At 64.4% G+C, this 19999-nt stretch carries 26 protein-coding genes; 13 read left to right on the top strand and 13 right to left on the bottom strand.

Translation table 11 applies throughout. The annotated features are described in order from the left end of the window. Window positions 1-81 precede the first annotated feature (81 nt). Both C2U70_RS28185 and sseA read left to right on the top strand, forming a co-directional pair. Window positions 82-495, top strand: coding sequence for a rhodanese-like domain-containing protein (locus C2U70_RS28185; RefSeq protein WP_140981896.1), 414 nt, complete (start codon window positions 82-84; stop codon window positions 493-495). Window positions 496-645: 150 nt separating this feature from the next. After that, window positions 646-1503, top strand: a complete 858-nt coding sequence (gene sseA, locus C2U70_RS28180; RefSeq protein WP_140981895.1) for a 3-mercaptopyruvate sulfurtransferase — start codon at window positions 646-648, stop codon at window positions 1501-1503. Between the two features lie 3 nt (window positions 1504-1506). Here the strand turns inward: sseA and C2U70_RS28175 are convergent, their stop codons facing one another. Further along, complete coding sequence (locus C2U70_RS28175; protein WP_140981894.1) at window positions 1507-2289, bottom strand: hypothetical protein; 783 nt, start codon at window positions 2287-2289, stop codon at window positions 1507-1509. Window positions 2290-2649: 360 nt separating this feature from the next. Here C2U70_RS28175 and C2U70_RS28170 point away from each other — a divergent pair, with 360 nt between their 5' ends. After that, on the top strand, window positions 2650-3897 hold the full coding sequence (locus tag C2U70_RS28170; protein ID WP_140981893.1) for a L,D-transpeptidase family protein: 1248 nt from the start codon (window positions 2650-2652) through the stop codon (window positions 3895-3897). A gap of 269 nt (window positions 3898-4166) precedes the next feature. On the opposite strand, the gene C2U70_RS28165 is transcribed toward C2U70_RS28170, so the two are convergent. Both C2U70_RS28165 and C2U70_RS28160 read right to left on the bottom strand, forming a co-directional pair. Continuing rightward, window positions 4167-5126: a D-2-hydroxyacid dehydrogenase family protein gene (locus tag C2U70_RS28165; protein WP_140981892.1), complete on the bottom strand. Its 960-nt coding sequence runs from the start codon at window positions 5124-5126 to the stop codon at window positions 4167-4169. A 129-nt stretch (window positions 5127-5255) separates the two neighbouring features. Next, window positions 5256-5468 (bottom strand): hypothetical protein, encoded by a 213-nt coding sequence (locus C2U70_RS28160; RefSeq protein ID WP_140981891.1) that lies wholly within the window; start codon window positions 5466-5468, stop codon window positions 5256-5258. Window positions 5469-5707: 239 nt separating this feature from the next. On the opposite strand from C2U70_RS28160, the gene ettA reads away from it, so the two are divergent. The 3 genes from ettA to C2U70_RS28145 all read left to right on the top strand — a co-directional run bounded on the left by ettA (window position 5708) and on the right by C2U70_RS28145 (window position 9853). After that, a complete protein-coding gene (gene ettA, locus C2U70_RS28155; RefSeq protein WP_140981890.1) occupies window positions 5708-7357 on the top strand; it encodes an energy-dependent translational throttle protein EttA in 1650 nt (549 codons plus the stop codon). A gap of 34 nt (window positions 7358-7391) precedes the next feature. Next, on the top strand, window positions 7392-8516 hold the full coding sequence (locus tag C2U70_RS28150) for a hypothetical protein (protein WP_140981889.1): 1125 nt from the start codon (window positions 7392-7394) through the stop codon (window positions 8514-8516). A gap of 107 nt (window positions 8517-8623) precedes the next feature. After that, window positions 8624-9853 carry a lytic murein transglycosylase gene (locus C2U70_RS28145; protein ID WP_433960717.1) on the top strand — a complete coding sequence of 410 codons (1230 nt, stop codon included), beginning with the start codon at window positions 8624-8626 and terminating at the stop codon, window positions 9851-9853. A gap of 88 nt (window positions 9854-9941) precedes the next feature. Here C2U70_RS28145 and C2U70_RS28140 read toward each other — a convergent pair whose 3' ends face one another. Beyond that, entirely contained in the window at window positions 9942-10229 is a 288-nt protein-coding gene (locus C2U70_RS28140; protein ID WP_140981888.1) for a hypothetical protein, read from the bottom strand. Window positions 10230-10458: 229 nt separating this feature from the next. Beyond that, window positions 10459-10800: a hypothetical protein gene (locus C2U70_RS28135; protein WP_140981887.1), complete on the bottom strand. Its 342-nt coding sequence runs from the start codon at window positions 10798-10800 to the stop codon at window positions 10459-10461. A gap of 143 nt (window positions 10801-10943) precedes the next feature. Between C2U70_RS28135 and C2U70_RS28130 the strand changes: the two genes are divergently transcribed. The 3 genes from C2U70_RS28130 to bfr all read left to right on the top strand — a co-directional run bounded on the left by C2U70_RS28130 (window position 10944) and on the right by bfr (window position 12331). Next, window positions 10944-11273: a hypothetical protein gene (locus tag C2U70_RS28130; protein WP_140981886.1), complete on the top strand. Its 330-nt coding sequence runs from the start codon at window positions 10944-10946 to the stop codon at window positions 11271-11273. A gap of 168 nt (window positions 11274-11441) precedes the next feature. Next, entirely contained in the window at window positions 11442-11711 is a 270-nt protein-coding gene (locus C2U70_RS28125) for a (2Fe-2S)-binding protein (RefSeq protein ID WP_140981927.1), read from the top strand. Between the two features lie 134 nt (window positions 11712-11845). Next, window positions 11846-12331, top strand: coding sequence for a bacterioferritin (gene bfr, locus C2U70_RS28120; protein ID WP_140981885.1), 486 nt, complete (start codon window positions 11846-11848; stop codon window positions 12329-12331). 75 nt (window positions 12332-12406) lie between these two features. On the opposite strand, the gene C2U70_RS28115 is transcribed toward bfr, so the two are convergent. Both C2U70_RS28115 and C2U70_RS28110 read right to left on the bottom strand, forming a co-directional pair. Further along, window positions 12407-13012 (bottom strand): pyridoxamine 5'-phosphate oxidase family protein, encoded by a 606-nt coding sequence (locus C2U70_RS28115; protein ID WP_140981884.1) that lies wholly within the window; start codon window positions 13010-13012, stop codon window positions 12407-12409. Window positions 13013-13067: 55 nt separating this feature from the next. Next, a complete protein-coding gene (locus C2U70_RS28110) occupies window positions 13068-13505 on the bottom strand; it encodes a DoxX family protein (RefSeq protein ID WP_246666886.1) in 438 nt (145 codons plus the stop codon). A gap of 113 nt (window positions 13506-13618) precedes the next feature. On the opposite strand from C2U70_RS28110, the gene C2U70_RS28105 reads away from it, so the two are divergent. Both C2U70_RS28105 and C2U70_RS28100 read left to right on the top strand, forming a co-directional pair. After that, the gene (locus C2U70_RS28105) at window positions 13619-14965 is read left to right on the top strand and encodes a S8 family peptidase (RefSeq protein WP_140981883.1); all 1347 of its coding nucleotides are present in this window, start codon (window positions 13619-13621) and stop codon (window positions 14963-14965) included. Window positions 14966-15020: 55 nt separating this feature from the next. Beyond that, a complete protein-coding gene (locus C2U70_RS28100) occupies window positions 15021-15263 on the top strand; it encodes a hypothetical protein (protein WP_140981882.1) in 243 nt (80 codons plus the stop codon). Window positions 15264-15266: 3 nt separating this feature from the next. On the opposite strand, the gene C2U70_RS28095 is transcribed toward C2U70_RS28100, so the two are convergent. From C2U70_RS28095 to C2U70_RS28085, 3 genes are all read right to left on the bottom strand, one after another. Then, window positions 15267-15620: a hypothetical protein gene (locus C2U70_RS28095; protein WP_140981881.1), complete on the bottom strand. Its 354-nt coding sequence runs from the start codon at window positions 15618-15620 to the stop codon at window positions 15267-15269. Between the two features lie 133 nt (window positions 15621-15753). Beyond that, the gene (locus C2U70_RS28090) at window positions 15754-16101 is read right to left on the bottom strand and encodes an MmcQ/YjbR family DNA-binding protein (RefSeq protein ID WP_140981880.1); all 348 of its coding nucleotides are present in this window, start codon (window positions 16099-16101) and stop codon (window positions 15754-15756) included. A gap of 15 nt (window positions 16102-16116) precedes the next feature. Then, window positions 16117-17178 (bottom strand): alpha/beta fold hydrolase, encoded by a 1062-nt coding sequence (locus tag C2U70_RS28085; protein ID WP_140981879.1) that lies wholly within the window; start codon window positions 17176-17178, stop codon window positions 16117-16119. Between the two features lie 232 nt (window positions 17179-17410). Here C2U70_RS28085 and C2U70_RS28080 point away from each other — a divergent pair, with 232 nt between their 5' ends. Further along, the gene (locus C2U70_RS28080) at window positions 17411-17677 is read left to right on the top strand and encodes a DUF2277 domain-containing protein (RefSeq protein ID WP_140981878.1); all 267 of its coding nucleotides are present in this window, start codon (window positions 17411-17413) and stop codon (window positions 17675-17677) included. Window positions 17678-17758: 81 nt separating this feature from the next. Then, on the top strand, window positions 17759-17977 hold the full coding sequence (locus C2U70_RS28075; RefSeq protein ID WP_140981877.1) for a hypothetical protein: 219 nt from the start codon (window positions 17759-17761) through the stop codon (window positions 17975-17977). A 6-nt stretch (window positions 17978-17983) separates the two neighbouring features. Here C2U70_RS28075 and C2U70_RS28070 read toward each other — a convergent pair whose 3' ends face one another. From C2U70_RS28070 to C2U70_RS28060, 3 genes are all read right to left on the bottom strand, one after another. Further along, the gene (locus tag C2U70_RS28070; RefSeq protein ID WP_140981876.1) at window positions 17984-18466 is read right to left on the bottom strand and encodes a collagen-like protein; all 483 of its coding nucleotides are present in this window, start codon (window positions 18464-18466) and stop codon (window positions 17984-17986) included. 215 nt (window positions 18467-18681) lie between these two features. Further along, window positions 18682-18930 (bottom strand): helix-turn-helix domain-containing protein, encoded by a 249-nt coding sequence (locus C2U70_RS28065; RefSeq protein ID WP_140981875.1) that lies wholly within the window; start codon window positions 18928-18930, stop codon window positions 18682-18684. A 191-nt stretch (window positions 18931-19121) separates the two neighbouring features. Next, window positions 19122-19889: an SDR family NAD(P)-dependent oxidoreductase gene (locus C2U70_RS28060; RefSeq protein ID WP_140981874.1), complete on the bottom strand. Its 768-nt coding sequence runs from the start codon at window positions 19887-19889 to the stop codon at window positions 19122-19124. Window positions 19890-19999 lie beyond the last annotated feature (110 nt).

The following is a 19999-nucleotide window of genomic DNA, read 5'->3' as shown; positions in this document are numbered from 1 at the left end:
GGGCCGCGGAGTTGGTGGAGGAATGGATTCCGGGCTCGTGCTACGCACGCCCCGGAATGACAACGAGAAGGGAGAACCAACATGCCCCAAAACATCACCCGCGGCATCAAGGCGCTGATCGACGAGGCCAATGCCGAGATTGAAACGCTGTCCGCCGCGCAGGCGATCGAGATCGCAAAGAACGGCGACGTCGTGATCGTCGACATCCGCGACCCCCGCGAGATCGAGCGCGACGGCCGCATTCCCGGCGCGTTTCCCTGCACCCGCGGCATGCTCGAATTCTGGATTGACCCGCAGAGCCCCTACGCAAAACCGATCTTCCAGGAAGACAAGAAGTTCGTCTTCCATTGCGCCGGCGGCCTGCGCTCCGCACTCGCTGCAAAAACGGCGAAGGACATGGGCCTCAAGCCCGTCGCCCACATCGCCGGCGGCTACGCCGCCTGGCGCGACGCCGGCGGTCCGACCGAGCAGTGGGAGCCGAAGAAGAAGGGGTGAGGGGGCGCGGGCTCCGCTCTCTCCACCCGTCATTCCGGGGCGCGACGAAGTCGCGAGCCCGGAATCCATTCATCCACTGACTCTGCCGCACGATGGATTCCGGGCTCGTGCTTCGCACGCCCCGGAATGACCAAACGGAGATTGCTTCAAATGACCACCCCCACCGATCCCCTCGTCTCCACCGAATGGCTCGCCGCCCACATCAACGACGCCAACGTCAAGGTGATCGACGCGAGCTTCAAGCTGCCCGGCGTGCTGCCGCTGCCGAAGGACGACTATCTCGCCGCGCATCTGCCGGGCGCGGTGTTCTTCGACGTCGATGCGGTGTCGGATCATTCCAACCCGCTGCCGCATATGTTTCCGAGCGCGGAGCAGTTCGGCCGTGACGTCGGCAATCTCGGCATCTCGAATACCGATACCGTCGTGCTCTATGATTCCGGTGGCTGGGTCGCCGCCCCGCGCGCGTGGTGGATGTTCCTGTCCTACGGGCACAGCAATGTGCGCATCCTCAATGGCGGCCTGAAAAAGTGGCGCGCCGAGGGCCGCGCGGTCGAGAGCGGCGAGGTCAAGCCAAAGGCTGCGACCTTCAAGGCGAGCTACGACGCCAAACGCGTGCGCAGCATCGAGCAGATGATTGCCAATGTCGGCACCAAGGCCGAGCAGGTGATCGACGCACGCGCCGCCGAACGCTTTGAGGGCCGTGCGCCCGAACCGCGCGCGGGCATCCGCTCCGGTCACATTCCCGGCAGCCGTAACGTGCCTTACAATCTGCTGTTCGATGCCGCGACCGGCACGATGAAGCCGCTCGACGATCTGCGCGCCGCCTTCACCGGCGCCGGCGTCAAGCTGGATGCGCCGATCGTGACGAGCTGCGGCTCCGGCGTCTCGGCCGGCGTGCTGACGCTCGCGCTGTATCGGCTAGGCGTCACCGACACCGCGCTCTATGACGGCTCGTGGTCGGAATGGGGGCAGGCAAGCGGTCCGCCGATCGCGACGGGACCCGCTTGATGGTTAGCGCGTGCGCGTGGTGGATGCGGTGGCGATCGGCTGCTGTGTGAACGGATCAAAACTCTGCTGCTGAACCGGCGGTGGCGGGCGGCGGACGATCCGGCGCTTCTTGGCGCGATGCGCGCGCCGCTTGGTCGCCTTCTTCTCCGATGCGCTGCTGTCGGCCTTGATCTTCGCCGGCTCCTTCTCGGGAGCGACGACCGGATCGCTCAGCGCAGCCACTCTCGTGGCGGCCATGTCGGCCTCGGACAGGGTGCTTGCGGGCGCCTCGGTCTGCTGAGGCTCGCTTGCTGCGACGGGCGTGGAAGCAGGGGCGGTTTCGGTGGCTTCCACCCTGGTGTCGGATGCCTTGGTCCCGAACGCCTGTCCAGTCGTCCCGGCTGCAGCAGGTGTAGCCGGCGTTTCAACCTGACTTGGCGTCGTTGTTTCCGGTTGCGCGGACTCGTTCGGGAGTGCTTCGGCCGCGGGAATGGCTGCGTCCGGGGCAATTGCGGCGGCCTGCTCGGGCGCGGCGTCGATCGCGGGCATGCCGATGGTCGGGATCTGGTCCCGTACCGAGGGCTCGGCCTCCGTCGCCATCGGCTCGACGCGCAAAACCGCCAGCACCGGACGGACCGGTTCGGGGGTCTGCGCGAACACCTGCTCCTGCGGACCGGAGCGCCAGGACGGATTGCTGACGAACTGCTCATGCGTTGCCCGCAACAGCGCGGCTGCGCCGAGGGCGAACACCAGGAGTGAGGTTGAGATCAGGATCGCCGCAAACAGGAAGCGAACGCCGGGAAGCATGAGGCGCGGATTTCTGCCCTGACAGGTTTGCCTGCCTAAGGCCCTTGAGCCATCTGAACGCGGTGACGGTACTGGTTGCCGCATTCACCGCGCAGAAAAGAGCTCAAAGCGGCGGCGAATCAGGCCGATTCGAGAATACCGCAAGCCTCTTGCGCGCGTTCCGTAAAAATCGGGGTGTTGGAGAGGAGCGATATCGGGCAGAATGCGATTTCTGATCCGTGATGCTCCGGTGCAACGGTGAGGTGTGGATCACAAATCGGCAAATCGGGCACAAATGGGCCTGAATTGTCTTGAATGCGCCGTGATCTTCGGTCATCTGCCGTTAACGGTCCGGTCGTGCCTGGGGTCTATACAAATACGATGATGATCAAGCATTTTCTGACGATTTGCGCTGCTGCGACAGCCGCTGTGGCGGGAACCTCGCTCGTGCAGGCGCAGCAGAGCTATCCGGTGCAGCAGACGCCGGGCTATGCGACGCCGTATCCGCAGCAGCAGGGTGGCTATCCGGCCGAATATCGTCCCGGCGATCGCACGCCGAATTTCGACGCGCTCGACGACGACGATGACACGCCGCAGGCAGCGTTGCCGCCGCCCGGTCCGAATGGGCCGATGATGTCGCCGAACGATCCGCGCTACGGCCGCCCCGCGGGCGCTCCCGTTTATTCCAACGCGCCGCAGGGCCCGGTGGTGTCGCCGGACGATCCCCGCTATGGCCGTCCCGCCGGCGCGCCGCCCGTCTATTCCAACGCCCCGCAGGGTCCGGTCATGTCGCCGGATGACCCGCGCTATGGCCGCCCGGCCGGTCCGCCGGCGGTGATCTACGCCGACCGTCCGCCGCCGCAGCAGCAGGGCGTCAATGACGGCCTGCGTCCGCCGGAGGCCGTTGGCGGCCCGACCGCGACCGGCGCGGTGCCACAGCAGCAGCAAGAGCCCGCCGTCGGCGCCGACGGCAAGCCGATGTCGATCGCGGCACTTCCGCCCGAGGAGCAGCCCGACGCTGCCCCCGTGCAGTTGCCGCCGAACCTGCGCCGCCAGGAAGTCGCGTTCCAGACCAAGGAGCCGCCCGGTACGCTCGTGGTCGATACGCCCAACACCTATCTCTACTATGTGCTCGGCGGCGGCCGCGCGATCCGCTACGGCGTGCGCGTCGGCCGCGACGGTTTCACCTGGACCGGCGTGCAGAAGATCACCCGCAAGGCGGAGTGGCCGGATTGGCATCCGCCGACGGAGATGATCGAGCGCCAGCCCTATCTGCCGCGCTTCATGGCCGGCGGCCCCGGCAATCCGCTCGGTGCGCGCGCGATGTATCTCGGCTCGACCGTGTATCGCATCCACGGCACCAACCAGCCCTCGACGATCGGCAAGTTCGTCTCCTCCGGCTGCATCGGCATGCTGAACGACGACGTCTCCGACCTGTTCGAGCGCGTCAAGGTCGGCACCCGCGTGGTCGTGATGCCCGGCGGGCCGCCGCTTGGAACGGCGACGGCTCAGGCGCAGCCCGCGCCCGGTGCTCCTGCGCCGCTCGCGGCCCAGGCCGCGAACGCTCCGGTGCCCGGCACGCAGCCGACCGTGGTGCCGCCGCTGCCGGCTCCGGTCACCGTGCGCTAAGGCACCCGACGGATATCCAGATTTGCGAAAGGGCGTGCCGGCGGCGCGCCCTTTTTTGCGTGTCCGTGCAAAAACCTGCTCAGATTCGGTCGAGTTGGGGCGGTATTGGAGCCTCACCGTCCCCTCGCGCGATCTTGGCTTGACGCGCCTGATTTGCCCGACGGGTCAGTGAAATTTCGCAAAATCCGCAGTCACCCGTCCCCACCCTGGGCTACTGTGCATGGGGTTGTTTTCGACCCTTTTTCCAAGCGGCCGCCAAGATCGGGAACTCAGGCCAGTCGGCGCGGCGGCTCGCCCTTGAACCAGGCGTCGATGGTATCGACCATCTGGCCGTAATGGGTGCGCAGGCCGTCCTCGGTCGCATAGCCGAGATGCGGCGTCAGCACGAGATTGTCGAGCTTGCGGAACGGATGATCTGTTGGCAGCGGCTCGACCGAGAACACGTCGATGCCGGCGCCGGCGATCTTCTTCTGCTGCAAGGCCGATAGCAGCGCCGCCTCGTCGACGATCGGCCCGCGCGCGGTGTTGACCAGATACGCCGTCGGCTTCATCCGGGTGAGATCGGCCGCCCCCACCAGGCCGCGGGAGCGATCGCTCAGCACGACATGGATGGTGACGATGTCGGCCTTGGCGAACAGCTCCTCCTTGCTCGCATAGGTGACGCCGGCCTCCTTGCATTTCTCGGGCGTGAGGTTCGGGCTCCAGGCGATCACGTTCATGCCGAGCGTCTTCGCGATATCAGCAACCTTGCTGCCGAGCTTGCCGAGCCCGACGATGCCGAGCGTGCGGCCCTCGATCTCGACGCCGGCAAAGGTCTGCCAGGGCTCGCCCGCGTGCATGCGCGCGTTCTCGCGGCCGATGCCGCGGGTCAGTTCCAGGATCAGGCCGATGGTCAGCGCGGCGGTCGGATCGCGGCCATACTGCGTGCCGCAGACGACGACGTTGCGCGCCTTCGCGGCCTCGAGGTCGATCGCGGCGTTGCGCATGCCCGACGTCAGCAGCAGCTTCAGCTTCGGCAGCGCCGCGAACAGGCTTTTGGGAAACGCGGTGCGCTCGCGCATGGCGCAGACGATCTCGACATCGGCGAGCGCGCTGGCCGCGGCCTGCTCGGAGGCGAAGGGATGGCTGAACACCGTGACGTCGACGCGGTCAGCAATCTTCGACCAGTCGGCCACGTCTTGGGCGATGTTGAAATAGTCGTCGAGAATTGCACAGCGCAGCCGCGTCATCGGGAGACGTCCATCCATGGCGAGGGGTGATGGCGGAGGCGCCATCGTCGGAACAGGGCCATGGTTGCGCGCAATCGAGCGGCCGCGCAAGCCGTCGCCAGCTTCAAAACTTCGCCAGGGGAGGAGGCGTCAGAGGTCCCGGGGTTTCAGGCGGAACGGGGCATCCATGCCGTGCTTGGCGCGCCAGGCGGGGCCGGGGCCGCGCATGTAGTGCAGTTCCGGGCGGTAGGGGTTGAAGGCCGTGGCGAAGAACCGGACCCAAAATTCCTTCAGCTCGGTGAAGAAGCCCGCGCGGCCGGCTTCTGCCGGGGCGGCGATGCTGGTGGTCTCGATCATAGCCATGGTGGCCTCGCTGTTTCTGCCCCGCCGGCTTCTGTCGGCGGGTGGCGCTTTTTTCCGCGCCACGACGAGCTTTCGCCTGATTTATTAAAAGATGGTTTCAATTGTCCGGACCGGCCTTCCGGATGGTGTCCGTCCCGTATTCATCCGTGGTGAACGGACGGAAAACGTTGCCCTTTGGGGGCGGGATCGCTACATCGCAGGCAAGCAAATTTCCTCAAAATGAAGGTTTCACGGGACCGATGGCGCGCCAGTTCGTCTACTTCATGCAAGGCCTGACCAAGAGCTACCCGACCCGGAAGGTGCTCGATAACATCAATCTGAGCTTCTACCCGGACGCCAAGATCGGCGTGCTCGGCGTCAACGGCTCGGGCAAATCGACCCTGCTCAAGATCATGGCGGGGCTCGACAAGGAATATACCGGCGAGGCCTGGGTCGCCGAGGGCGCCCGCGTCGGCTATCTCGAGCAGGAGCCGCAGCTCGATCCCAAGCTCAGCGTCCGCGACAACGTCATGCAGGGCGTTGCCAAGCAGAAGGCGATCCTCGATCGCTACAACGAGCTGGCGATGAACTACTCGGAGGAGACCGCCGACGAGATGACCAAGCTGCAGGACGAGATCGAGGCCCAGGGCCTCTGGGATCTCGACAGCAAGGTCGACCAGGCGATGGACGCGCTGCGCTGCCCGCCGGACGATGCCGACGTCACAAAACTCTCGGGCGGCGAGCGCCGCCGCGTCGCGCTGTGCAAGCTGCTGCTCGACCAGCCCGAGCTGTTGCTGCTGGACGAACCGACCAACCATCTCGACGCGGAGTCGGTGTCCTGGCTCGAAGGCCACCTGCGCAACTATCCCGGCGCGATCCTGATCGTCACCCACGACCGCTACTTCCTCGACAACGTCACGGGCTGGATCCTCGAGCTCGATCGCGGCCGTGGCATTCCCTACGAAGGCAATTACTCGTCCTGGCTGGTGCAGAAGCAGAAGCGGCTCGAGCAGGAAGGCCGGGAGGACGCCGCGCACCAGAAGACGCTCGCACGCGAGCAGGAGTGGGTCGCGTCGTCGCCGAAGGCACGCCAGGCGAAATCCAAGGCGCGCTACCAGCGCTACGAGGAGCTGCTCAAGCAGGCGAGCGAGAAGCAGACCCAGACCGCGCAGATCATCATTCCGGTCGCGGAACGGCTCGGCGCCAACGTCGTCGACTTCGAGGGGCTGAGCAAAGGCTATGGCGATCGCCTGCTGATCGACGATCTCACCTTCAAGCTGCCGCCCGGCGGCATCGTCGGCGTGATCGGACCGAACGGCGCCGGCAAGACCACGCTGTTCCGGATGATCACCGGGCAGGAGAAGCCCGACAAGGGCACCATCACGATCGGCGAGACCGTGCATCTCGGCTATGTCGACCAGTCGCGCGATGCGCTCGACGGCAAGAAGACCGTGTGGGAGGAGATCTCAGGCGGCAACGAGCTGATCCTGCTCGGCAAGAAGGAAGTGAACTCGCGCGGCTATTGCTCGTCGTTCAACTTCAAGGGCGCCGACCAGCAGAAGAAGGTCGGCGCGCTGTCGGGCGGTGAACGCAACCGCGTGCATCTCGCAAAGATGCTGAAGTCCGGTTCGAACGTCCTGCTGCTCGACGAACCGACCAACGATCTCGACGTCGACACGCTGCGCGCACTCGAAGAGGCGCTGGAGGATTTTGCCGGCTGCGCCGTCATCATCAGCCACGATCGCTGGTTCCTCGACCGCATCGCGACCCACATCCTGGCCTTCGAAGGCGACAGCCATGTCGAATGGTTCGAGGGCAACTTCCAGGACTACGAGAAGGACAAGATGCGCCGGCTCGGCCAGGACAGCATCATTCCGCATCGCATGAAGTACAAGAAGCTGACGCGGTAACACCGACGCGAACGGGAATCCGGACCGGGAAATCATGGCTGAGGCAGTCCCCGGACGTAAGCGGACAATCTGGCTTGCGCTCGGCGGCTTTCTGCTTGCCGGCTCGTTCCTGCTTCTCTTGGTTGCAAATCTTGGCGGACCGGGCGGATCGCATGTCGAGACCGATCGCTACCGCGTCACGACCGAGATCGTGCTCAGCGATCACGGCCGCGAACTGCGCAACACCGTTGCCGGCGAGTGCGTCGGCTACCACGGCGGCAACTGGAATACCGGCGTCCATGACAGCATCGTCCGTCAGGGCGACAACCCGTTCCTGGTGCTGAGCGACCGCTCGCTGCTGATGTTCGCAGACATCAATAAGTGCCTGCCTTCGCCCGTCAACGCAGGCGACGTCTATACGTTCGACCCCGATGTGACATCGGCCGTCCTCGGCCGCCAGATCCGGATGCCTTTCGCGCATGCGTGGCGCTTCGATGATGTCGACGATCCGACATCGATCCGCATCTATGCGCAGGCCGAATTGTTCCGCAGCGGTGTCGACGACCTCAAAGTGGTCAGCGCAAGACTGTCCTTCGCGGGCCGCAATGTCGGCGAGCCCCTGCCGTTCGCAGGCGAGGATGCGTTCCCGTGGCTTGGCCGGATTCCCTGGGCCGACGTCGGCAAGCCGGACTATGCGACGCATCTGCATCGCAGCACGTTTTCCGGCTTCGAGGTGCAACTTCATCAACTCGGCGAAGCCCAGCGTTGCGCGAAGTTCGACCGCGATGCTGAAGGGCCAATTCTCGTCGAGGGTGACGTCTGGGACGCGTGTCCACCATGGAGCGGGCCAGGTCTCGGCTGGCTCGTTGCGACGCCGGGCTCCGGTTTCAGCCGCATCGACTACGCCTACGGCCAGCGGTCCACCCTTCATGTCGCGACGCTGTACCGCGCCACCTGGCTGTCGGAGAAGGGCGCGCCGGGCGTGAAGGATGAGGATTCGATCTTCTACTGGCGCCCCGAGCTCTGCTTCGACGGTCTTTGCGTGCGCGGCCAGGCCGCCCGCCGGCCGACATGGGATGGATTTCGCCTGTACTATCCCCGCAAGAACCAGGTCATCACGGTGCGGTGGCAATCGCCGGCGGTTTCGACGATCTTTCGGCGCCGCGCGAAATCCTCATAGGCGTGGACGTCGCGGGCGCTGAAACTGCCGGTTTCCTCCGCCGTTCCAACCGGAAGGCCATCATGTTAGAGCGTCGCTATGACCGGGAACGATAACCATTGAGCAGGCTGTTGCGCGTCTTCTTGCTTGTTGCTTTTGCCTTGCTGGCACAACTCCTCGGGTCGCCCGCCCGCGCCGCCGACGCCGCCTTCACCCAGTTCATCGCCTCGCTCTGGCCGGAGGCGCAGGCCGCCGGCGTGTCGCGCGCGACGTTCGATCGGGAGACGCGCGGGCTCGAGCCCGACTACAAGCTCCCTGACCTGATCCTGCCGGGCCGGCCCGCAACCGGTGCAGCGGCACAGGCCGAGTTCGTGCAGGTGCCGGCCGACTACATCAAGGAAGCCTCCATCGCGCGGCTTGCGGGCGAGGGGCAGCGGCTGCTGCAAAAATATCGCGCGTCGCTCACCGAGATCGAGAAGAGCTCTGGCGTGCCCGCCACCATCATGCTGGCGATCTGGGGCCGCGAGACCGACTATGGCCGCTACACGCTGCCATACGATTTGGTGCGCGTGCTGGCGACGCAGGCCTATGTCGGCCGGCGCAAGGATACGTACCGCAATGAATTCATCCTTTCGCTGAAAATCCTCGGCGAGGGTGCGGTGACGCGCAAGGAGATGCGTTCGTCCTGGGCCGGCGCCACCGGGCTCACGCAATTTCTGCCGTCTGAATATTACAAGCACGGTGTCGACTTCGACGGCGATGGCCGCGTCGACATCTGGCACTCGGTGCCGGACGCGCTCGCCTCCGCCGCGCAGCAGCTCGTCAACAAGGGATGGCAGAGCGGCGTACGCTGGGCCTATGAGGTGCAGGCGCCGGCAAAAATCGATTGCACGCTCGGTGTACCGGAGGTGACGAAGCCGATCAGCCAATGGCTGCGCGACGGCTTTGTGCCGGTGCGCGGACAAAGACTGAGCGCGACGGAGCAGGCGCAGCCGGCGTCGCTGCTGCAGCCGGAGGGCATCTACGGGCCGTCATTCCTGACCACGAAGAATTACTTCGTCATCAAGGAATACAATTTCTCGGATCTCTATGTGCTGTTCGTGGGCCATCTCAGCGATCGCATGACGAACCCGCAAGCATTCGCGACGCCGTGGTCGGCCTCGAAGCAGTTGCGCACCAAGGACGTTGAGGCGATGCAGCGGGGTCTCACGCGCATCGGGATGTACAAGGACAAGATCGACGGCAAGGCCGGCATGCTGACGCGCTCGGCGCTCGGGACCTATCAGAAGTCGGCTGGGCTGAAGGTCGATTGCTGGCCCAGCGAAGAGGTGCTGCGCTCGATCCAGGCGGCGCGTTAGGCAAGCGCCGCACCAAAAGAAAAAAGCCCGGCCGATGGTTTCGGCCGGGCCTTGATCGCGGCGCGACTGGCGCGCCGATCGGATCAGCTCAGTAGCAAACGCGGACCGGGCGCACGACCCAGCCATAGCCGTCCCAGTAACGCTGGCGCTGCCAGTAGCAGGGCGCGGGCGGCGGGGGCTCGGCGACGTAAACCGGGCCACCATAGACGGGGGCCGGACGGCTCGCCGCGATGGCGCCGCCGACAATCGCACCGCCGATCAGCCCGGCAGCGATGCCGGCGCCGACGCCGTTATCAGCCTTGGCGGGCGGCGTGGCGGTGACCAGCGAACCGGCGACCGTCGCAACCGTCAGGGCGGCAACAAAAGTCTTCTTCATAGTCTTGGCTCTCCTGGGAGAAGGCGCGCTCGTGGGAGAGCGCCTGGGTTTGGATGTCTCACGCAAACTTTGTTGGAATTGGCCGTCCGGCTAGGAAGCGCGCAAATGGTCAATCCGCGGTAAACGCACACGGAGCTGTGACCGGAAAAAGCGGTCTTTTTCAGGCCTTTCCCTTACAGGAGCCTGTCAAACCCAGCCCTTTCAGGCGCAGCTTCGGTGGGTGGCGCGATCAGCCGCAAACCCGGACGCGGCGGACGCGCCAGGCATAGCCGTCCCAGAAGCGCTGCCGCTGCCAGACGCAGCCGCCATAATAGTCGTCGGCGACATAGCCCGGGCCGGGCGCGTAGTAGCGGGGCGGGTAGTAGCCAGGGCCATAGCCGGGACCGTAGCCGTAGGCAGGGCCGGGGCCGTAGTAATACGGGGAAGCCAGTGCGCCCCCGACGATGGCGCCGCCGATGATGCCGGCGGCCACGCCCGCGGCGACGCCACGCTGCGCATGGGCCGGTGCGGGTGCCACGGCCGATACCGCCAGGGTAGCGACGGCGGCAAGGGCCAGGAGCGATTTCTTCATGGCTTTGACCTTTCAACACAAACTGGAGGCGGACGGAGTTCCCCGCCCTTAGTTCCATATTTCGCTTGAACGATCAATGAACGAGAGGGTGGCTGCAGGCGACGAATGGGCGTCATGCACGCCAGCGGATGAGGAGCAGCGCGATGATCAATATTCTGATCGCCATCGGGATTACCGGGATGATCGGCTATGCCCTGATGACCCATTTGCAGAACCGCAACCGGCGGCGGGCCCGCGCGGATAGCGGCTACGACGGCGGCAGCTATTCGAGCTCGGATTACAGCAGTACGAGCAGCGGATTCTCGCTCGGAAGCTGGTTCTCCAGCGACCGTTCGAGCCTCGACAGTTCCGGCAACCCGACCGATGGCGGCAGCTGCTCATATAGCAGTGACAGCGGTAGCGGCGGCGACAGTGGCGGCGGTGATTGCGGAGGTGGTGGCGATGGCGGAGGCGGCGGAGGAGGCGGCGATTAAGCCGACAGCCGTTCAAACTTGATCCAGCGCAAGACAGCATTTTAGAGCCGTTCTAGGCTCTATCCGGGTCCAGTTTGGAATTGCTTCAAACAGCGCTTTTTTCTTTTGCATCCGGCTGAGCCCTTAAATATCGAAGATGGTGCATCACCGAAGGGCCTGCCGCTTTCCATGATCGTTTGTTCCTGCAACGTCATCAGCGACCACGATGTTCGAGCCGCCGTCGCTGACTCCGACGACGCTGTGCGCCATGCCAAGCAGGTCTATGGCTGCCTCGGCTGCAGCGCTGAATGCGGCCGCTGCGCCCGCACCATCAAAACCATCATCGAAGAAGCCCTTGGGCCCTGCGCAAAGTCCTGCTGTTCGGGCTGCCCGCACAGCGAAGTTGCAGCCAACGACGAAGACACCGCGCCGTCCGAGTTCGCCCTCGCGGCCTGCTGAAAATTTCCCCATCACATCAGCTGTATTTTCCCCGGGTGCGCGCTTGCGCCCGGTTGCTCCCGTTTTCAAACTGTTTTAGAAGCGTTCTAAAGTCGGTTTGGGACCGATTTGGCCGCAAGAGCTTGGAGTGAATCATGCAGGGCGACGCAAAAGTCATCGAATATCTCAACAAGGCGCTGCGTCACGAGCTAACGGCGATCAACCAATACTGGCTGCACTACCGTTTCCTCGACAATTGGGGCCTGCGCGACATGGCCAAGGTCTGGCGCAAGGAGTCCATCGAGGAGATGGAGCACGCCGACAAGCTCACCGAGCGCATCCTGTTCTTCGACGGCTTCCCGAACATGCAGGTGCTTGATCCCCTGCGCATCGGCCAGAACGTCAAGGAGATCATCGATTGCGATCTCGCCGCCGAGATGAGCGCGCGCGCGCTCTACCAGGAGGCCGCCACCTATTGCCATAGCGTGAAGGACTACGTCACGCGCGACCTGTTCGAGAAGCTGATGAGCGACGAGGAGCATCACATCGACTTCCTCGAAACCCAGCTCGACCTGATCGCCCGCATCGGCCTCGAACTGTACACGCAGAAGCATGTCGGCGGTCTCGAGGGCGACAGCTAGGCGCTAACGTCGCCTCGCACTCCCATGTCGTCCCGGATCTGCGCTTACGCTTGTCCGGGACGGTTTTCCCAAAGGCTACAACTGCTCCCTGTAGCGCGCCTCCACGACCTCCTGCTTGTCGCGATCGCCAAGACCGGTTTGATCGTGGATCACCTCGGTGATGCTCGGCATCACCGAGCGCTCCACCTTCACATCCGGCGACCACAGTTTCGAGCGCATCAGCGCCTTGCCGCAATGGAAATAGACCTCGCTGACCGCAATGCTCAGCACCGCGCGCGGCGGCTTGCCGAACTCGACCATCGATGCCAGCAGATCCGGATCGACCGACACCGTGCCGGTGCCGCCGACACGCAGCGTTTCGTCGATGCCGGGGACGAAGAACAGGAGATGCACGAAGCCTGAGCCCTCGACGATGTTCCTGAAGCTGTCGATGCGGTTGTTGCCGGACCGGTCGGGCATCAGGAGCTGGTTGGGGCCTGCGACGTGCACGAAACCGGTGCTGCCGCCGCGCGGCGAGGCATCGACGCTGGCATCGGCGCCCGACGTCGCGAGCACACAGAACGGCGACATCTCGATGAATTTTCGCGCATGCGCGTCGATCTCGGGCCGGGCCTTTGCGATCACGCGCGGCGACGGTTTTGGATAGACGGCGGCGAGGTCGGCAGCGCAAAGGTCGGTCACGTAACTCTCCCTGATGAGCCTTGCGCCAAGAATAACATCGCTCCGCGCGGGGGCGCTATGCCTTATCGCCGCGCCGCCATGGCCAATCGATGACATCAGCGCAATACAGCGTCGCCCAGATGATCACGGGTTGAAGCGCCAGCCGCGGACCGTGATAGAGCCAGCTGTTGGTGATGTAGGGCAGCGCGATGCCGTCGATGGCGTGCTTGAAGTTCGCGGGCCAGACGCAGAGCGCATAGAGCGCGAGCGCAACTCCCGCCCACCAGCGCAGTGGCCGCGTCACCAGCGCGATCGCGCCTGCGATTTCGCAGACGCCCGTGATGAAGATCACCTGAACCGCGAACGGCACCCAGGACGGCGTGATCGCCAGCAGCTTGTCCGGCGCCCAGAGATGCGCAATCCCGGCAGTGAGATAGAACGCCGCGATCACCCAGCGCATCACGGCACGTACACGATCGTCAGCGACATTGGAGGTCATCAGCCCAACTAGCATGGGTGGCGCGCCCGCGCCATTGCGCCGCTGCCGGGCGACGCCGGTAGCGGCGATCGAAGTTCTCGCTTATAACGGGAAGTATTGCTTTATCGTTTTTCAAGGGAGGCAGTGTTATGGGCTCAACGCAGGCCTCGCGTGTCGCCGCCTCTGGGACACGCCATCCCACGCATGTGCCGGGTCAACTGATCATCCGCGTCAAGCCCGCCGCGGTGCGCCATCTCGCAGCCACGTCGCTTCAGGCGGCGACGGCGCGAGCCGTGAGGGCGGCAATGCCCGAGGAGGTTCAGGGGCCGATCGATTTTCTGCGCGACACCGTGGGATTGAAGGCGATGAAGCCGCTCTTCGTCGTCGAGGGCGGCGGTGTGCCTCCGCCGCCGGAGGGCGCCTCGCTTGCGACGGTGCATCGATCGCTGGCGCAATCCGCGACGCAGACGCCGCGCGATGCGCTTGCCGGCTTTCAGATCGTGCACCTCAGGGACAAGAAGGTCACCCCGGCGCTGCTCAAGCGTCTGCGCACGTCGAAGGCGGTCGATCTGGTCGAGCCCGTTCCCAATCGGTGGCTGTGCGCCGTCGATCCCATGATCAACCGGCAGTGGGGCCTCCGTGCGATCCGCTGGTTCAATGGAAATCATCCGGACGCGGAGGAGGTGCATGTTTCCGTGATCGACAGCGGCATCGATGCCGGACATCCGGATCTCGTGGATTCGATCCAGGATTATCGTCACGACGGCAACAGCGGGCGCGACTTTCTCGGCCATGGCACACATGTCAGCGGCACGATTGCCGCTATCGTCAACAATGCCGTCGGGATTGCCGGCGTGGCGAATTGCCGGCTCCATAGTTGGAAGATTTTCAAGGACCCCAGGAAAAAGGGCAGCAGCGCCGAGCGCTTCAACTTCGAGCTTTACAGCAAGGCACTTGCCGCAGCCCTCGATTCCGACATCAAGGTCATCAATCTCAGTATCGCCGGCTACGACCGTTCCAAGGCGGAGGCTGCCGTCTTCGCCGAGTTGATCGAAGCCGGCGTGGTGGTTTCGACCGCGATGGGCAATGAGTTCGAAGACGGCAACAAGAAGGAATATCCCGCCGGCTATCCGGGGACGATCGGCGTCGGCGCCATCGACGAGGCCAACCGGCGCGCCTCATTCTCGAATACCGGCAAGCACATCGCCCTGGTCGCGCCGGGCGTCAACATCCTCTCGACGGTGCCGCGGCAGAAAGCGAGCTTCGCCGATCACACCGATTACGATTCCTGGCCGGGCACCTCGATGGCAACGCCGCATGTGACGGGCGCGGCAGCGCTGCTCTATGCCGGCAAGGCGAAGTCCAAAGCGTCCGGCCTTGCGGTTGCCAAGCGCCTGATCGCCACCGCAAGGAAACTGCCGGGGATGCGCGGCAAGAAATTCACCAGCCAATACGGCGCCGGCCTGCTGGATGTTGCGGCAGCCTTGGGCGTCTAGTTCCGAAAGTGAACGGCGGCCTTGATCGGGCGCCACGAACGGTTAGCTTGCCTGCATGTCCGTGCAGTTCAAATTCCATGATCGCGTCGACGAGAGCCGCCGGCGCAAGATCATCAAGGAGCTCGGCAAGGCGGGCTTTGCCGCGAAAAGCCTGTTCCCCGGGCAGAAGCGCCCGAAGCTCGCCGCGATCTTCACGGTCGCGAAGGGTGGCGCGGGAAAGCTGCGCGCAGTACTCGGCGAATACGGCGATGACATCGAATATGTCGAAGCATCGCCCGAGCGTGAGCCCAAGGCGTAAGCGCTAGACCGCGTCCGCCGGTACGAAGCAACTGATGATGATGGCGCCGCGGTGGTGCACGTACCAGACCACGGCGTGACCGATCGGATTGCCCTGGTCGCGGATAATGGCGCGCGCGGGCACCTCCATCCATTGTCCCTCGATCGGCACCCAGTAGTTGCCGCCGCGCACGTCATATTCGGTGCGGTGACCGTCGGAGATGTCGCAGCAGGGAACGCCGTTCGGCGCGATCACGCTCTTGAACCAGGCGCGGATATCGGGCGGGACGTGGTCATATTGCCCGTTGTCGAACGCGAGCGCCGCGCAGTTCAGCGCCGGCATCACGGCAAGCCAAGCGAGCAGCGCGAGCTTTCGCATGCGATCCTCCATATCGCGTGGTGTCGGGGCGCGGTTGTCCCGCGCGTCGATTCGTTCTCGCGATTAAGCCCGAGCTGTCGCAGCGTTGCATGCTCAAATATTATGCGTTTGCGGGGTGTGATGCGCCGCAGGATCAGCGCTTCGGTTTGTCCTGCAAGGCGAGCAACGACCTGGACGCGACGTTGCGCCATGCCATCGTGAGCGCGCTTTGCAACGTGGCCTGATCGGCTTTTGCGAGCAGCACATTTGTGCTGCCGTTCTTGCCCCATGCACCCGGCACTGGCCGGAAGACGCCGCTTTCTGCGTCGACCAGCATCGTCTGTTGCTCAGGTGTCAGCTTCACCATGCCCCATTTGGCATCGGGGTAGCCCAGCGTCGCAAACACGCGTTTGCCGACGCGAAAGTCAGCCTTGCCGTGGTGCGCCCCCTCGATGGTATCGGGTAGCGCGAGCGCAATGCGGCGGAAGCGGCCAATGGTCATTGCGCCCGGGTAGCCTCACATTGTCCGCTGCGGCGCGGTCTGCAGCAATTGTCGGAGCTGCTCGATGTAGAATTTTGCGTTGCCCGTGGTGCCGTGGCCGCGCGTCTCCGTGCTCGCGGGTATCAGATACAGCTTGCCGTTCTTGACCCGCTTCATCGCAGCTTCGGTGATGCCGGTCTCGGGCGGGTTGCGCTCGTCGTCGGCCGAGTTGATCAGCAGCAGCGCCGCCTCGATCTGCTCCAGTCTGTCGCCGGCGTTGTAATCTTCCGAGGAGTTCCACTGGTAGAGGAAGTCGTTGGTGTCAGCCGTGATCGGTGCCGCAAGCCGGTCGTCGACGATCTTGTTCGCCTTGGCCGCGGTCGGTGCCTGCTGCTGATAGGCCAGCGTGCCGCCGATGCTGGCGATGCCGTAGGCGACAACAGCGTATTTCATCATGCGCGGTTGGCTGGTGTAGTTGCCGCCATTGTATTCGGGGTCGTTGCGGATGGTGTCGAGCATGATCCGCCGCATCATCCAGTTGCGCGACGCCATTTCGGTCGGCTGCGAGGCCATCGGCACCAGCGCGTCCATCTCCTGCGGATATTTCTCGCCCCATAGCCAGGTCTGCATGCCGCCCATCGAATTGCCGATCACGAGCCGCAGATGCTTGATGCCGAGGCCTTCCTTCACGAGGCGATGCTGCGCCGCGACCATGTCGTCGTAATTGTATTTCGGGAAGCTCGTCTTCATGCCATCGGACGGTTTTGACGATTTGCCGTGGCCGAGCGCGTCGGGGAGGATGATGTAATATTTGGACGCGTCGAGCGGTTGGCCGGGGCCGAAGAGCTCGCCGGCGAACGCGGGCGACAGCATGCTCGCGCCGGAGCCGCCGGTGCCGTGCAGCACCAGCACGGGCTGGCCGGTCGGTTCACCGACAGTGGTGTAGTGCAGCTTCACCTCCGCCATGGTCTCGCCGGTGTGGAACTTGAAATCCTTGGCGATCCAGTCCCCCTGCTTGGGCGCTGGGTAATCGGCGGCCATCGCCGGCATCGAGATCGTCAGCAGGATCGCCGACAGCAGCGCGTGTGAAGCCTTCATGGTGCTCTCCCCGATGCGGCCTCCTTCATCGGGCCGCCTTGCAGGCGATATTACCAGTCATCGACTTGGGATCGAGACCGGAAGTGCCGTCCCTCTCAGAAACTTTTTGCAATGGTGCATCGCGCAACCGGAATATTGGCCGGTCTGACAGAGCGCCGGATGCCATGTAGGATTTCGTCCCTGAGGACCGTCTTCCAGAGCGCCAGCGCCGCATCGGCCACAGGAGAGAAGCATGTGCCGCAATATCAAGACCCTGCACAATTTCGAGCCGCCGGCGACGGAGGACGAGATCCATGCCTCGGCGCTGCAGTTCGTGCGAAAGCTTTCCGGCTTCAACAAGCCGTCGCAGGCCAATCAGGAGGTCTTCGAGCGCGCGGTCGCCGAAGTCTCGGACGCCGCGCGGCGTCTCCTGACCTCGCTGCATACGCACGCGCCGGCGCGCGATCGCGCGATTGAGGCCGAGAAGGCGAAGGAGCGCTCGCGGCTGCGCTTTGGCTAGGGTTCCGTGACGTGGCTCACGGTGTTTGAGGCGAGGTTGAGGGACTATCGCGTCTGGGTTTGGATAACCCGGAGCACAATCATGAACTGCCCCCTCATTTCGCTCAAAGCCGGTGCCATCATCTTTACGGTGCTGTGGACTGCCTGGATGATGTGGTGGAGCGGCACCTATAGCAGCGCCAATCTCGCGATCCTGACCGTCTGCGGCGCGATCGTGGGCTATGTCTGGTACCGCGCCATGCGCTGGCAGTTCGAGCGCATGGGCATGCTGCCGCGCAGCGACGACGCGCAGGCGAAATAGCTTCTGCTATTTGTGCTTCTTCTTTTTCTTCTTCTTCCGGTGATCGTCGTCCCCGCCGTCGTCGCTCTCCTCATCGGGGATCGCGTCGCCGTCCTCCAGCACCGCGGCTTCCAGCGCCTGCTGCTCGAGGGCCTCCAGCTCGCGCTGGCGCCGGCGTTCTTCCCAGGCGTCGAAAATCTGCTCCAGCCATGGGATGACCTGCTCGATCGAGGGCAGTTGACCCGGCGGTCCCGGCTCGCCGCGCGGTCCTTGCGGGCCGGCCGGTCCCTGAGGTCCAACCTTACCTTGCGGTCCGGCTTCACCCGGCTTGCCTTGTGGCCCCGGCTTTCCGGCCGCGCCGGTCTTGCCCGCCGGACCGGGCTTGCCGCGGGCGCCGTCTGCGCCGCGCCGTCCGGGATGACCCTGCGGGCCCGGCCGGCCCGGTTCGCCCTGCCGCCCACGCGGACCCGGAGGTCCCTGTCGTCCTTGCCGGCCCTGATCGTCTGCCACGCCGCCACTCCCGCTGAAGACCGCATTTTTCTTAGCGGCGTTTGGCGCGAGCAGCAATTGCGCGCGGGCGCGCGTCCTGCGCGATCAACACCAAAGACGACGGCGCGCTGTCACGCGCATCAGCGTTTTCAAGCGAAGTGGATACCGGTCCGCGCGAAGAAAACGCGCCAAAACAAGAATCTGGAGCTTCGTTCCGATTCTATCGGAACGAAGCTCTAGTCATGATAGGCGGGAACGTCGATGCCGTCGGCGACATAGAGCCGGATCTTGTTGCGCAGCGTGCGCACGGACAGGCCGAGCACGCGCGCGGCGCGCGTCCGGTTGCCGTCGCAGCGGGCGAGCGTCTGCACGACGAGCTCGCGTTCGACCTCGTCGACGGTCGAGCCGATCAGCAACGGAACGATCTGGTTCGGAGCAAGGGACTGCGCAAACGTGTCAGGCGCAGCAACATGGACAGTGGTCATCAACAACCTCCCGATCAACGCCCGCTTCCATCGTTGGAAGCGGATCGAGAACAAACGACCCCCAAGCCGTAGAACTACGGTGGGCGAAGACGGTTAACGAGAGGTTAATTCCGGGCCAGCGCACCAATTGACCTTGGGAATGCCCCGGTGCGGCCGCGATTGGCACGAGATGCATATTTTCTTGATGCCTATCACACCGTGCGATAGCCGCCGTCCACCATCACGATCGAGCCGGTGACGTAGGCCGACATGTCGGAGGCCAAAAAGATCGCGGGGCCCACGATGTCCTCGGCCTTGCCGGTGCGGCCCAGCGGGGTGTGATCGACAAAAGCCTGCACCAGCGCCGGATTGGTCGCGCGCACGGAGGCGTTGATGTTGGTCTCGATGAAGCCTGGTCCGATCGCGTTGACGCGCACGCCTTCCTTGCCGAGTTCCGCGGCGAGCGCCTTGGTGAAGCCGAGCACGCCGTGCTTGGAGGTGGTGTAGGCGGCCGAGCTCGGCGTGCGCAGATGCACGAAGGACTGGATCGATCCGATATTGACGATGCGGCCCTTGGCTGCCCGCAAGGGATCGAGGAACGCCTGCGTCATGTTGAACACGCCGTTGAGGTTGAGCGCGATGATGTCCTGCCAGTCCTTGGCGACGGTGTCCTTCTCGGCGGTGAACGCATTGCGGCGCGTGATGCCGGCATTGTTGACGAGAATCGAGACCTGGCCGACCTTGTCGGCGACTTGCTTGGCTGCTGCGAAGCACGCGTCGCGGTCGGTGACATCGAGGGCGAAGCTCTCCGCTTTGCCGCCGCTACCGCGAATGGCTTCGGCCGTTTCCGCCGCGGCGCCGCCATTGATGTCGTACAGCACTACCTGCGCGCCCTCGCGTGCGTAGCCAGTGGCGATCGCGCGGCCGATGCCGGAGCCCGCGCCGGTGATAACTGCAATATGGTTGGCGAGCAGGGGCATGGCGTTTCCTCGAGGTCTTGTTTGATGTTGTCGACAAGCTAATTCAAAACCGAACCAACGGAAACGCCAAGCCGCCTTTGCGCGTTGCTGTCATTCCGGTTTGGGATGAC

It is taken from the genome of Bradyrhizobium guangdongense (genome assembly GCF_006483445.1).
Taxonomy (GTDB): Bacteria; Pseudomonadota; Alphaproteobacteria; order Rhizobiales; family Xanthobacteraceae; genus Bradyrhizobium; species Bradyrhizobium guangdongense_A.
This window is presented reverse-complemented; position numbering and strand designations above follow the sequence as displayed.